The sequence below is a fragment of the Pedobacter humicola genome (genome assembly GCF_056490705.1).
The window spans coordinates 325963-339640 of sequence record NZ_JBWJIG010000001.1 but is presented as its reverse complement, the minus strand read 5'-3'; the positions used below and the strand labels follow the sequence as shown (position 1 = coordinate 339640).

General features: G+C 40.8%; 11 protein-coding genes. 3 read left to right on the top strand and 8 right to left on the bottom strand.

The window, feature by feature from the left end; genetic code table 11:
- Nucleotides 1-74 precede the first annotated feature (74 nt).
- From AC04Q1_RS01315 to araA, 3 genes are all read left to right on the top strand, one after another.
- The gene (locus AC04Q1_RS01315) at nucleotides 75-1775 is read left to right on the top strand and encodes a ribulokinase (RefSeq protein WP_478361087.1); all 1701 of its coding nucleotides are present in this window, start codon (nucleotides 75-77) and stop codon (nucleotides 1773-1775) included.
- Entirely contained in the window at nucleotides 1772-2473 is a 702-nt protein-coding gene (locus tag AC04Q1_RS01310) for an L-ribulose-5-phosphate 4-epimerase (RefSeq protein ID WP_478361085.1), read from the top strand. Before AC04Q1_RS01315 ends, AC04Q1_RS01310 begins: the two co-directional genes overlap by 4 nt.
- A 387-nt stretch (nucleotides 2474-2860) precedes the next feature.
- A complete protein-coding gene (araA, locus tag AC04Q1_RS01305) occupies nucleotides 2861-4351 on the top strand; it encodes an L-arabinose isomerase (RefSeq protein WP_478361083.1) in 1491 nt (496 codons plus the stop codon).
- 115 nt (nucleotides 4352-4466) lie between these two features.
- Here the strand turns inward: araA and AC04Q1_RS01300 are convergent, their stop codons facing one another.
- The 8 genes from AC04Q1_RS01300 to AC04Q1_RS01265 form a co-directional block, all read right to left on the bottom strand.
- Nucleotides 4467-4742: a hypothetical protein gene (locus AC04Q1_RS01300; RefSeq protein WP_478361081.1), complete on the bottom strand. Its 276-nt coding sequence runs from the start codon at nucleotides 4740-4742 to the stop codon at nucleotides 4467-4469.
- The gene (locus AC04Q1_RS01295) at nucleotides 4730-4924 is read right to left on the bottom strand and encodes a hypothetical protein (RefSeq protein WP_478361079.1); all 195 of its coding nucleotides are present in this window, start codon (nucleotides 4922-4924) and stop codon (nucleotides 4730-4732) included. Before AC04Q1_RS01295 ends, AC04Q1_RS01300 begins: the two co-directional genes overlap by 13 nt.
- A gap of 193 nt (nucleotides 4925-5117) precedes the next feature.
- On the bottom strand, nucleotides 5118-6137 hold the full coding sequence (locus AC04Q1_RS01290) for a zinc-binding alcohol dehydrogenase family protein (RefSeq protein ID WP_478361077.1): 1020 nt from the start codon (nucleotides 6135-6137) through the stop codon (nucleotides 5118-5120).
- Between the two features lie 54 nt (nucleotides 6138-6191).
- Nucleotides 6192-6980 (bottom strand): L-fucose dehydrogenase, encoded by a 789-nt coding sequence (locus tag AC04Q1_RS01285; RefSeq protein WP_478361075.1) that lies wholly within the window; start codon nucleotides 6978-6980, stop codon nucleotides 6192-6194.
- A gap of 97 nt (nucleotides 6981-7077) precedes the next feature.
- A complete protein-coding gene (locus AC04Q1_RS01280; protein ID WP_478361870.1) occupies nucleotides 7078-9330 on the bottom strand; it encodes a DUF5703 domain-containing protein in 2253 nt (750 codons plus the stop codon).
- Nucleotides 9331-9517: 187 nt separating this feature from the next.
- On the bottom strand, nucleotides 9518-10969 hold the full coding sequence (locus AC04Q1_RS01275; protein WP_478361073.1) for a sialate O-acetylesterase: 1452 nt from the start codon (nucleotides 10967-10969) through the stop codon (nucleotides 9518-9520).
- Between the two features lie 20 nt (nucleotides 10970-10989).
- Nucleotides 10990-13053 (bottom strand): aceric acid hydrolase, encoded by a 2064-nt coding sequence (locus tag AC04Q1_RS01270; protein ID WP_478361071.1) that lies wholly within the window; start codon nucleotides 13051-13053, stop codon nucleotides 10990-10992.
- A gap of 24 nt (nucleotides 13054-13077) precedes the next feature.
- The gene (locus AC04Q1_RS01265) at nucleotides 13078-13671 is read right to left on the bottom strand and encodes a hypothetical protein (protein ID WP_478361069.1); all 594 of its coding nucleotides are present in this window, start codon (nucleotides 13669-13671) and stop codon (nucleotides 13078-13080) included.
- Nucleotides 13672-13678 lie beyond the last annotated feature (7 nt).

Sequence of the window (13678 nt, the reverse complement as noted above, 5' to 3'; positions counted from 1 at the left end):
TGTTTTTGATTAAAAAACATATTAAATTTTTTAATTCAAATAAATAAACGTTAATTAGACATTTATTTATTGTTATGAGCACAGCAAACTATGTAATTGGCGTGGATTACGGGACAGATTCTGTCCGCTCCGTTCTGGTCGATACCGCAAACGGAAAAGAGATATCCTCCTCAGTTTTTCTTTATCCCAGATGGCAGAAGGGTTTATACTGTAAACCGGCTGTTAATCAATTCCGCCAGCATCCATTAGATTATATTGAAGGTTTAACATACACCATAAAAGACTGTTTAGCTAAAGCTGGCGGCGCAGCTATTGCACATCTGGTAAAAGGGATCTCGGTTGATACCACCGGATCGAGTCCCGTTGCCGTGGATGCAACGGGTACTCCCCTTGCTTTGACCGAAGATTTTGAAGAAAATCCAAATGCCATGTTTGTACTTTGGAAAGACCACACCGCAGTTAAGGAAGCTGCCGAAATCAATGAACATGCAACAAAATTTAGCAACAATTACCTTAAATATGTTGGTGGAATTTATTCATCAGAATGGTTTTGGGCTAAATTGTTGCACATCTTAAGAGTAGATTCATCCATTAAAAAGGGGGCAGCATCGTGGGTTGAACATTGCGACTGGATCCCATTTTTACTTTGCGGCGGAAATGATATCGCAACCATGAAACGCAGCCGTTGTGCAGCCGGACATAAAGCCTTATGGGCAGAAGAATTTAACGGACTACCTCCTGAAGATTTCTTTAGCAGCCTTGATCCGCTTTTAACCGGATTTAGAGATAAACTATTCACAGATACCTATACTTCAGATATCGCTGCCGGAACATTGAGTGAAGAATGGGCCACGAAATTGGGTTTAAATACCAATGTAGTGGTTGGTGTAGGCGCATTTGACGCACACATGGGTGCCGTTGGTGGTCAGATTGAGCCTTATTACCTGAGCAAGGTAATGGGCACCAGTACCTGCGATATTCTGGTTGCACCAAATCAGGATCTTCATGGCAAATTGATCAACGGCATCTGCGGGCAGGTTAATGGATCGGTAATTCCGGGCATGGCGGGTTTAGAGGCTGGTCAATCTGCCTTTGGCGATGTTTATGCCTGGTTTAAAAACTTAATCAGCTGGCCATTAAATCATTTGCTGGCTGAATCTGATGTAATTGATGAAGCTACTGCTACAGCATTGAAAACAGAATTGGAAGGTAAAATTATTGCCAGTTTAAGTAAAGAAGCTGAGGCTTTAGCAGATGGTGATTATGCAGAACTGGCCGTTGATTGGTTAAACGGTCGTAGAACACCCGACGCCAACCAGGAACTTAAAGGTGCGATAACAGGCTTAGGTTTAGGCACTGATGCCCCAAGGTTTTTTCGCGCATTGGCCGCTGCCACCTGTTTTGGTGCAAAAGCGATTGTAGATCGTTTTAAAGAACAGGGCGTTCCCGTAAAGGGCATCATCGGTATTGGTGGCGTAGCGAAGAAATCGGCATATATTATGCAAATGATGGCCGATGTATTGGAAATGCCGATCAGGATTCATCGTTTCGAACATACCTGTGCGTTGGGAGCAGCCATGTTTGCTGCTGTAGCTGCCGGCGTTTATCCCGATGTGGAAACCGCTATGAAAGCCATGGGAACAGGTTTTGAAAAAGAATACAAACCCAATATCAAAAAACAAAAGCTTTACCGCCAGCACTACCAGCAATATTTAGGACTGGGTAGATATTTAGAGAAATACAACAAAAAGGATGTTAAACCTTATTTATCATGAGCAATTATCAGGATATAAAAGAGCAGGCTTACCGCGCTAATATGCAATTGCCTAAACTTGGTTTGGTGCTTTTTACTTTCGGTAATGTAAGTGCTGCTGACCGTAACAAAGGTGTTTTTGCCATTAAACCGAGTGGTGTACCTTACGAAGATCTGTCGCCTGAGAAAATGGTGATTGTGGATTTTGATGGAAATACAGTGGAAGGTGACCTACGTCCTTCCTCTGATACGAAAACCCATGCCGTTTTATACAAACATTGGGAAGCTATCGGCGGTATCGTACATACACACTCTACCTATGGTACAGCATGGGCGCAGGCACAAAGGGCGATTCCCATTTTCGGTACCACACATGCAGATCATTTGACAGTTGATATTCCCTGTGCACCGCCAATGGCTGATGAAATGATCAAAGGAAACTATGAGTACGAAACAGGATTTCAGATCATGAATCATTTCGAAAGTCTGGGTTTAAGTTATAAAGAAGTCGAAATGATTTTAGTGGGTAACCACGCACCTTTTACCTGGGGAAAAACAGCTGAAAAAGCAGTTTACAATAGTGCCGTTTTAGAAACTGTGGCGCAAATGGCTTTGTTAACCGAACAGATTAATGCGCAGGCACCCAAGTTAAAGGATTCGTTAATTGAGAAACATTACGAACGGAAACATGGAGATGGAGCTTATTATGGACAGCGTTAGGGTAGTCTATAGTCTTGGATGCAGAGATACCGTTGTCTAGGTTTTGGAAAGCAGTTGTGGTGATACTTAGGAAACCGCAGTCCCTCCATTCGCTACAATCTTTTTAGGGAATGGTGGTAATGAAACTGGCGATGTACTGCAACTAAAAAGGATTTTCGCTACTGTCAGGTTTAACCTGGTAAGGTTTACCCTGGTAACCTAAACCTGATCCGATAGCTATAGGATGGAGTGAGCATGAGCCCAACCGCAGGTGGGTGAAATAAAACGGAAAGCAGGACTATCCTAACCGATATAACACGGAACCTGGCTTTATAAAAGAATTATAGATAGCGATTTGCGAAGAGACGGGCCGTGGGATCAAACAAATTAAAAATAACATAAATAGTAATGATTGATTTAAAAAAATTACAAGTTTGGTTTATTACCGGTACACAACATTTGTACGGAGAAGAAACCTTAAAACAAGTAGCGGAACACGCGCAACAAGTGGCTGATTCGTTAAACCAGAACGAAAACATTTCGGTTTCTGTGGTTTACAAGCCGATTGTAAAAACGACTGAAGAGATTTTCGAAACTTTACAGCAAGCCAATATCGACGAAAACTGTATCGGCGTTATCACGTGGATGCATACCTTCTCTCCTGCTAAAATGTGGATTAGGGGTTTAAATGTATTACAAAAGCCTTTATTGCATTTACATACACAGTTTAACCGCGATATCCCCTGGAATACCATTGATATGGATTTCATGAACCTGAACCAAAGTGCCCATGGCGACCGGGAATTTGGTTTTATGGTTTCGCGCATGCGTAAAGACCGTAAGGTGGTGGTTGGCCATTGGCAAGATGAGGAAGTAGCCAAACAGATTGATACCTGGTGCAGGGCTGCCGCGGGATGGCACGATTGGCAGGGTGCTAAATTTGCCCGTTTTGGTGACAATATGCGTTATGTTGCGGTAACCGATGGCGATAAGGTGGAGGCGGAAATGAAGTTAGGATTTGCCGTAAACACTTATGGTATAGGCGATTTAGTGGCGGTAATTAATGAGATTAGTGAGGAATCGATCCAGGAATTATTAAAAGAATATAATGAAACCTATGAAATTGCTGATGACTTAAAAGCTGGTGGTGGCAGACATTCATCGGTTTATGAGGCGGCTAAAATAGAACTGGGTTTAAGGAAATTTTTAGAAGATGGTGGCTTTAAAGGTTTCTCTGATACTTTTGAAGATTTACACGGTATGATCCAGTTGCCAGGTATTGCTGCGCAACGTTTAATGGCTGATGGTTATGGTTTTGCTGGTGAAGGTGACTGGAAAACAGCAGCCCTCGTACGTGCCTGTAAAGTAATGGGTGCTGGTTTGGCTGGCGGTAATGCTTTTATGGAAGATTACACCTATCATTTCGATCCGGCCAACTCCATGGTTTTAGGTTCACATATGCTTGAAGTTGATGCCTCACTAGCCAATGGAAAAGCGAGTTTAGAGGTTCATCCGCTAGGAATTGGTGGCAAAGCAGATCCTGCACGTTTGGTTTTTAATGTTGCTGGTGGTGAGGCTTTAAATGCATCTTTAATTGATATGGGTAACCGTTTCCGCTTATTAGTGAACGAAGTAAAGGCTGTGGAGGCTGAACATGATTTACCAAACTTACCCGTAGCACGGGTATTGTGGAAACCACTTCCTGATATGAAAACGGGCTGTGCAGCATGGATTTATGCTGGTGGTGCACACCATACGGCATATAGTCAGAATTTAACTACAGAACACTTATTGGATTTTGCCAATATCGCGGGATTAGAATATGTAAATATTGGTGCAGATACCAAAATCAATCAATTCAGAAATGAATTACACTGGAATGAAGTTTTTTATAAATAGCTTTTGATAAATTAATGCTCAAAGCCGGTAATCTGATGATTATCGGCTTTTTTATGTAGTGGTTATCCTTTGATCGACCTCCTGAACTTGTTTCAGGATCTTTCAGTGGGAATACTTATCCCTTAACAATAGCGGTGAAATCAGAAAAATCTTCGACTTTAAATGCCCTAATATCTCTGACTGACTTCTTGAACCAATCAATATTAGCTAGAATATGAATAGCTTTATAAACCGCGGTCAAATTTTCTTCAGTGACATAGGTGCTTCCCTGAATCCAATAGAAGCCACTATTATTCAAATGATTTTTTATTTCAGCATAAGCACTGTGATATTTTTCGCCATATTCTTTTTTTAAATCAGATATGGTCATATCAAAACTTAGTGCGTACATGCTTCTTCTCCCGAAAATCTAAAAAGATCTACTTTTTCAAAAAAGACTTCGCCATCATCTGATTTTGCCGTGATTACAATACCAGCAAATGGGTTTTTTTCTATCTCTATAATAACCCCATCAATCCAATCAGTTCTATCGGTTACTTGTGGAGAAATGGAAACTTTATCGCCTATTTTCATAACGGGTTCTTATTAAATAACTTAATGTTATTACAAATATAAGTATTTTCGGCAAAGCAATATAAATGGTAATATGTCTTTTAGATTGCATCCCACTGCCAATTGATTTTTAAGATTTGCGTCCAGTAATCATACATGTTGAGCTGGAAGCTTCGGGACAGCATGACATGGTGGTTAGCCTGATGGCTAAGATTTAATCGTCCAACCCCACCATGGCTTTAATCACCCCATTCTTTGGATCCAACCATTTTTCAAATTCATCTTTTACTTCTTCAAATTTAACCTGGTGGGTGATATAATTGGTAGGATTAACCAAGCCAGCTTTCATTGATTTGATTACATGTTCAAAATCTTCAATTGTAGCATTTCGACTGCTCATTAAGGTAGACTCCCGTTTATGAAACTCCGGATGGTTAAAAATCAGATCACCTTTTTGAAGCCCGATTAAAACAAACCTGGCTCCATGTGCCATATAGTTGATGGCATTATTAATCGCTTTCTGGTTGCCTGTGGCATCGATTACAACTGTCGGCATATCGCCATTGGTTATATTGCTCAGTTGTAGTAGCACATCAGAAGCCATTGCGTTTACTACGTGTGCCACTTTCAGTTTATCCTTACAAAAAGCCAATCTGTCTTCGTTAATATCCAAGGCGATTACATTTGCTCCAGCTATCCTTGCAAATTCCATGGTGCCTAAGCCAATTGGTCCGGCGCCAATAACCAATACAAATTCTCCAGGCTGAACAGCTGCCCTGCGCACACCATGTGCACCAATGGCCAAAGGCTCAACCAGGGCGAGTTCATCATAACTCAACCCTTCACCATGTAAAAGCGTTCTGGACGGGACCTGTAAATATTCACGCATACCCCCATCCACATGAACTCCACAAACCTGCATATTGACACAGCAGTTGGGCTTATTCATCCTACAGGCAATACATTCGCCACAATTAAAATATGGAATAAAAGTTACAGCCTCTCCTATTTTAAAACCTTCGGCACCATCGGCCTCAATCAGTTCGCCAGAAAGTTCATGACCTAAAACTCTGGGATAGTTAAAGAAGGGTTGTGTACCCTCAAAGGCGTGTAAATCGGTTCCGCAAATGCCGATCCGTTTAATTTTTATAATGGCATGGTCTTTTTTCAGCTCAGGTTTTTCTGTTTCTGAATATTCGAAAGTTCCAGGGGTGGTACAGGTAAGGGTTTTCATTTATGGGTGGTTAATCGGTTAACGGTGAATTGCAAATAGTAAACTGACAACTGGCTAAGCGTTCGCCAAAGCTCTGTCTAAATGTACATAGCCCCCATCAACATGGATAATCTGTCCGGTGGTGTGGCTTGATTTGTTCGACATTAAAAAGGCGGTCATATTTGCGATTTCTTCGGCGGTGGTCATTCTGTTTTCCAATGGAATTTTTGACGTAATTTCCTTTAGCTTTTCTTCGGCATTATCCAGGGTTTCGATCCAGGTTTCGTAGGCTGGTGTCCAACATTCGGCCACTACAACTGCATTTACGCGGATTCCATATTTTAAGAGTTCAACCGCCCATTCGCGGGTTAAGGCATTTCGCCCTCCATTTGCGGCGGCATAGGCCGAAGTATTTCCTTGTCCGGTTTCAGCTGTTTTAGAGGTAATATTTACTATTGCGCCTTTGCTTTTGATCAGTTCTGGCAAGGCATGATGGGCCATTAAATAATAATGCACCACGTTTTTATGTAAGGAAGCCATAAAATCTTTATAATTTCCACTTTCCAAACCTACTCCATCGTTCACACCCGCGTTATTCACCAAACCATCAATTCTGCCTAACTGATCAACAATATTTTTGACTACTGTTTCACAATCTTCAGGGTTTGACAATTCAGCTACAAACTGTGCTGCCTTTCCTCCTTCTGCTACAATAGCATCAACTACTTTTTGGTTATCTTCTGCTTTTCTGCCTACGATTATGGCGATTGCATTTTCTTTAGCAAACACTTCTGCAATACTACGGCCAATCCCTTTAGCGGCACCTGTGATGATAATTACTTTTTCTTTTAACTGTAAATCCATATCCTTTTTTAAATTATTTAAGCATTCGCCATGCAGAATTTATTGCAGCATCTTTATTGTTATTAAGATGCTGAAACAAGTTCAGGAGGACGATATGCTAGTTAATCATATTCATTATATCCACTTTTCTAGATTCTGGTACAACCTTTAAATCTATTAATTTTCCATCTTTCAACCTTCCTTCAACTGTAGTTTGGTAAGGTGCGTGAAGTTTAAAATGCACATCCCATTCTTTTGGCCAGGCTGGAAAGAGGTAGATTTTTTTTCCATTTACCTGCATCAGCATTTCCTGTAAACCGATCATACCAGATCCGCCCCAATTGTGATCTGGTGTCCAATCAAAACCAGGTCCCCAGAAGGCAGGAAACCTTCTTCCTGAATCCTTTAATTTAGCGGTAGTTAGTTTCGCCGCATCTTCAGTTAAACCGAGCCTTGCTGCAAAAATATTGTCCTGTTTCCATCCCAGGTGACTACGGAATTTTAAGGCATCACTATCGTATTTAAAGGTGTTGATTGCGGTATCTAATCCAGGTTTGCCTATACCGTAAATCCCCCAGGGATAAACCGGATACAATTGCGGACTTTCTGTATTGTTGATGCGTTCCCAAAGTTTTGCAGGAGAGATGGTGGTATGCCCATCAAATTCCCTGAAACTGATTGGTGGAATGCTTTTTAGCATGGCGACCCATTCGGCTTTTTTGGTTTCGCTTAACGAAGGCTGATCGATCAGTCTTTCCAAAACTGTTTTTAAGGCAGCTACCGTTGAAGTGGAATTATAAGCCATCTTATAGGTTTCGGCTCCCGAACCTGGATATAAAACCAGATGGCCATTTGCATCTAAAGCTTTTGCCCCTCTCTGTTTGGCTAGATAGGTATAATGTTCTTTAAAAAAAGTCAATGAGCTTTCGATTAAAGGAAGATACTTATCGATGTTTTTACCACCGTATCTTTCGGTTTCTAAAATCATCATACAAAATTCCAGAACGGTATCCCATTCGTACTCTAGCCAGGCATTGTATTCCATGCCTTTGTTAAAACCGGCAGGACGTTTCCAGCCATATTCTGCTGGATTTGGCAATCCGAAATTCTCCAGTTGTTCAGTAAAACTTGCGCCTTTATGTCCCCAGGCAGCTTCCGTTCTGACTTCCGCGTTCTTTAACAGATTAAGATAGAAATCAAACTGTGGTTTCATCATGTCGAAATCTCCGCTTTTCAGCATGGGCCAATACACCAGGCGCTGATTTTGGGCGGTATGGGTTCCACCGCCCCAGTTTCTAAAATCCGGCGTATATTTTAACGTGCTATCCGTTAATTGGGGATCAAAGGTGAATAAACCGCCATTAAACTTCGTGGGGTATCTGCCAAAGGCATTACAGCCCAGCATATAACGGAACAACTGATAATTTTTAGCCGATTGATTGGCCGTTAAATCTTTTGCATCGATATAAATGAAACTCTTTTTCCAGTAGTCATTCCACCATTTTATACTGGCTTGCTGGTTGGTTTTTGCTTTATCTTTGACAACTCCGAGCGATTTTTCCCAATCTGAAACAGTTGCAGTTTTACTGGTGTTTAAAGTAATGGTGATTTGGTTCGATTTTGATGGCGTCTTAGTTTTTAACTTCCAGCCCCGAAATGGTGTATTTAGATATATTCCTGTATAATTTCCTGCAGGAACCATATGGTAGCCTTGCATGGATCCACCAAAAACCAGGTTCTTCAAGGGATTAAATAATTCAACTTTCCTATCTTCCAGGCCTTGCTGTTTTACCGCGACATCGAATACGGTTTCGGGTTTGTTCTGATGATAAAACTGAATACTGTTGTTTTTGAAGTTGATTTCGTCTTTGACTGTTTTTACAATCCCTTGCGGTGCCCATTTATAGGAGTTCTGGTTATTCTCCTTGCCCTTGGTGATCCGATCTTCAAAACGCCAGCTTTCGTAACCCGCTTCGGTAATTACTTTCTGATTGGATTTGACCTCAATATGAATGATGGGATTAAAAACATCCACCCAAACTTTAATTTGGGTATTGAGTTTACCATTTGATCCTGAAATTTGTGCGTAACCATCTTTTAGAATCAGCTCCTGTTTAAATGTTTCTCCTGCAAATGGATTCGGACTTAATTTTAGTTTTACGCGGCCAAGTTTAAGCAAGGTATTGTTTTCATCGAAAGTTCCACTGCGGGAGAGGTAAAGATAAACATCCCCTTTTTCTACCCAAAGGTTTAGACCGATATCGCCCCCGCCAACAGGCATTGATTCTGATGAATTGTTACTTTGGGAAGCCCACACCACATTGTCTTTTTCCTGTGAAAAAGCTTTTGGAATGATTAACCACAAGGGCACCAAGAACACAAAGGAAAGCTTAGTCTTTTTTAGTCGTCTGTTTTTTGACCACCTCAGGCACCTGAGCACACCTGATACTGGATGCAGAACAAATTCCAACCATATCAAACAGCTGAGAACATTTAAGTTCCTAGCTAAAATAGCTGGTGTGCTCCGTGTCTTGGTGGTTAAAATCATTATTCGGTTATTAATTATCCCAGTTATCCGTACGGAAGGAGGAAACCGGTAAACCGTCGTTTCCAAATAAATCGCCAGCTACAAAATCCTTAAATGCATAACGAACCGCAACAGGTACTTTAACTTCAGTGGCCGAAATACTTACACTACTTCCTTTTATGACTGCACTTGCCGGGTAGAATTTATGATCCGCACCCGCAATTTCGAATAAAGATAATGCTTTGCCAAAAGAAGTTAGTCCGTTTGGAACATTTTGAAACTTAATTACAGCAGCATTTTTTTCTATACTTACCGATTCGTATGCTGGACTTGCGGAACCAAAACCTTTAATGCCATAAGTTTGTGCCAGGGCAAGATAAGCAAGTCTTTGTCCTCCCTGTTTCTTGTTTGCTGGATGGATGGATTTTTCTTCTCCAATATCCATTAAAACAGCCATTCCTGAATTTGGGATTTTAGCCAAAGATTTCCGCTGTGCATCTCTTAAAAATGCAGAATTATATTTTCCCCCAATATGATTAGGTGGCAACTGCGCATAATTATAGGGTGCAATCTGGGCATAGTAAAAAGGAAACTCACCATTATCCCAGTTTTTGCGCCATGAAGCAACCATTGCCGGAAATAAATCTTCGTAACGGTCTGGGCGCTCATAATTAGATTCCCCCTGATACCAGATTGCGCCTTTTATCCCATAACCAATTACCGGATAAAGCATGCCGTTATACAAAGTGGTTGGTGTGCGGCTCACTTCCCTGATGCTATCTCCTTTTGATGGGATCTTGATTTCAGTAAAAGGTTTCAGCTCTTTCGGCGACATCCAGGCCTCAATGGTCGAGCCTCCATAACTATCGTTAATAATACCAACGGGAACATTTAACATTTCGCTTAACAATGAACCAAAATAATAAGCCGTTGCACTAAAATTGGAAACGGTTTCAGGTGCAGCCAACTTCCATGGTGAGGATTTACTGTTGTCTTGTCTTTCGGTTATGGAGGAGCGCGGAACGGTATATAACCTGATATTTTTATTAGCTGATTTTAATATTGCCTCATTTGAACCGATGATGGGTTGACTTTTAAAACCTTTCATGGGCATTTCCATGTTGGATTGACCACCGCAAAACCAGACTTCACCAATCAGGATGTCTGTTAAAACAAGTTTTTCGCCATCGTTTAATTCAATATCGTATGGCCCACCTGCTATTGGCGTTACAACTTTAACTTTCCATTTGCCAGTTTGGTCAGCGGTAACAGTATAGTTTTGTTTATTCCAGGAGGTATTGATTTTTACTTTGGCCAATGGCTTTGCCCATCCCCAAATGGCGACATTGCTTTGTTGCTGCAATACCATGTGATCGGTAAAAATAGATGCAGGTTTAACGTTGGCATATGCGATACTGCACCAGGCCAGGTTTAGAAATATGATCAGTTTTAGTTTCATTACGATGTTAATAATTTTAGTCATACCGGGTCTTATTAATAAGTCTATCTACTCACAGGCAGCCAGACTGACATTTCTGAATGCCCTCTGTTTCCCCATGCAAAATATGGAATCAGTTTGATCTCTGTTTGTAAATTCCTATTATCAATTGGCCTGTACAATACATTCTTCCAGTTATTCGGCTCCACAATTTTAGCGTTTCCAACCAGGCTCATCATTTCAGCGCCATCGATAGTGATGGATTTGGCTTCAAATTTTGTTGATGTGGGTATAAAAGCATTAAAGATGCTTTTCCCGGGCAAATCTTTAGATTCCAAACAGTACACAATCGGCCCCCGCTTTACGGCAACCTGATTCCTGTTTTCTTCTACCAACGGATTTGCCTCGATCAAAGTAGTCTCCATTGGCAGGTTTAATTCGATTACATCGCCCTTTTTCCAAAGGCGGCTAACCTCAGCATAAGTACCCGAAGTGGTTGTAATGTTTTCGGCCTTCCCATTGATGTTGATTTTAGCATCATGTGTCCAGGAAGGAATTCTCATAAAGATGGCATAGGGCTTATTTCCCGTTTCATTAATGGTGATTTTTATCTTTCCATCCCAGGGATAATTGGTTTCTTCGGATAATGAAATTTTTGTTCCATCAGTTAATTTTGTACTTAAGTTATTTCCACCATACAAATTAAACCACAGGCCTTTATCCGAAATACTGTACGCATAATCGCTTACTTCGGCAATGGTGCGTACCACGTTTGGCGGACAGCAATTTGATAATGCAATATAAGGCACACGATCTTTAGACCAGCGTTGTTTAAAGGGTAAATCATCCGATTGCGCCAAGGGATTCGTATACAAAAAATTCTTTCCATCCAGGCTGATGCCCGACAAAACGCTGTTGTGTAAAGCCAGTTCCATTACATCGGCATATTTGGCATCGCCTGTAATTTGCAACATCCGCCAGTTCCAGAGGACATTGCCAATATTGGCACAGGTTTCGTTATGTGCAGTAAAATTTGGTAGCTGGTAATCGCGGCCAAATGCCTGGTGGATTTTCTGCACATCCGCGGGGTTATAAGAGGTTCCATCAGGCGAAGTACCATCATACAATGAACCACAACCACCCGTAATATACATTTTATGTTGGTTTACGTCATTCCACATTAAACTCAAGGTGTTTAAAAGTGAATCCTTGCCGGTTTCAGCATAAAGATCAGCTACGCCTGCATAGAGGTAATTTGCCCTTACGGCATGCCCCATTGCCTTGGTTTGCTGTAAAAACGGAATCCGATCCTGATTATCGTCCGTGCCATCATCAATTTTGCCCTTTATAGCGATTAAATGTTGGGCCAGTTCTAAATATCTGGGATCTTTTGTGGTACGGTACATTTCTACAACACCCATATAGTGCGATGGACAAATGGCATTTCGGGCTAAAGTTGGTGATGCTGATTTATAAAAATTATACAGGTAATCGGTTGCTTTTTTAGCGATGTTAAGCAAAGTTGTTTTGCCCGTTGCACGATAATGAATGCATCCTGCCGTCATAAGATGACCAATGTTGTAGGATTCGAAGCTTAAGCGATCCTGAAACTGGTTTTTAGATCCTGTTTTTCGCTGCTCAATCATCGCTTTTGTATAAATATAACCATCTTCACGCTGCGATTTACCGATTACCACAATGGCTTTATCCATCATTTCATTCAATTTTGGATTTTTGGTAGCAGCATAAAGTACGGCAACAGCTTCTAAGGTTTTGTAATAATCGCCATCGTGGAAAGATGGCCCGGAATGTGAGCCTGTATCTAATCCGGCGGCGATTTTAAAATTTTCAAAAGCATGACTAATCTTTGGATCGTTATAAATCGCCCACATATTCGGCACCATGGTTTCGGTAGCCACTTTGAAGCGATTGGCCCAGAAACCTTTCGTCCAGCTTACATCGGTCATATTAATGCTATGCAATTTGGCATAAGGCGAATTTGAAGTATTAACCAAAGCTTTATCCTGCGCTTTTGAGTTTAAGCTTATAAAAAGTATAACGCCAATAATCGTCCGGAGTCTTAAACTCTGAAACGCAAAAAAATCGGTTATATGAGGTAGCTTTATCATTATTTGTTCGTTTTACCTGAAATGTTACCAATATAATTTATCACCAAAAGTGCTTAAATTCTGAAGCGTGGGTAAAGGTCTTATCATCATTTTCTTTGTTTTTTTTCTGGCAGCTTTTCCAGGACCCAGTGATTCTAATGTTTCGGTTCTCGTGCCTGCCACAAGATCGAATACGGTTTCGGTTGTTGCGTTTTGCCCATCATACACTACGCTGGAGATTTTAATCAATTGGAAAATTCCGTTTTTATAAATGAATTTGTGTTCGTACCGAATGTCATTTTTTTCAGAGCTCATTAATAAAAATCCTTTCTCAATAAAAAAATAAGGAATGCTGTTTTTAGTATGTACACCGTTTACATATTGCGGTTCAATCACATCCGTTGAAGAGAAAACCAGTTTGTATTTCTTATTGGGCTGTAAAAAGAATATTTGCAGCCTTAAGGGGACGGATGCAGAAATCGTATCCATCGTAATTACCGTTTTATCAATTAAACCATCTTTATTCAAATCGCCCTTTTCTAAACGGATCTGGACATTAAAATTATCCTTTACTTTCTTTTGTTGAGCATAAACAACAGTTTGAACCAAAACCAGAAATAGTACAATTATTTTTTTCATCTAGTAA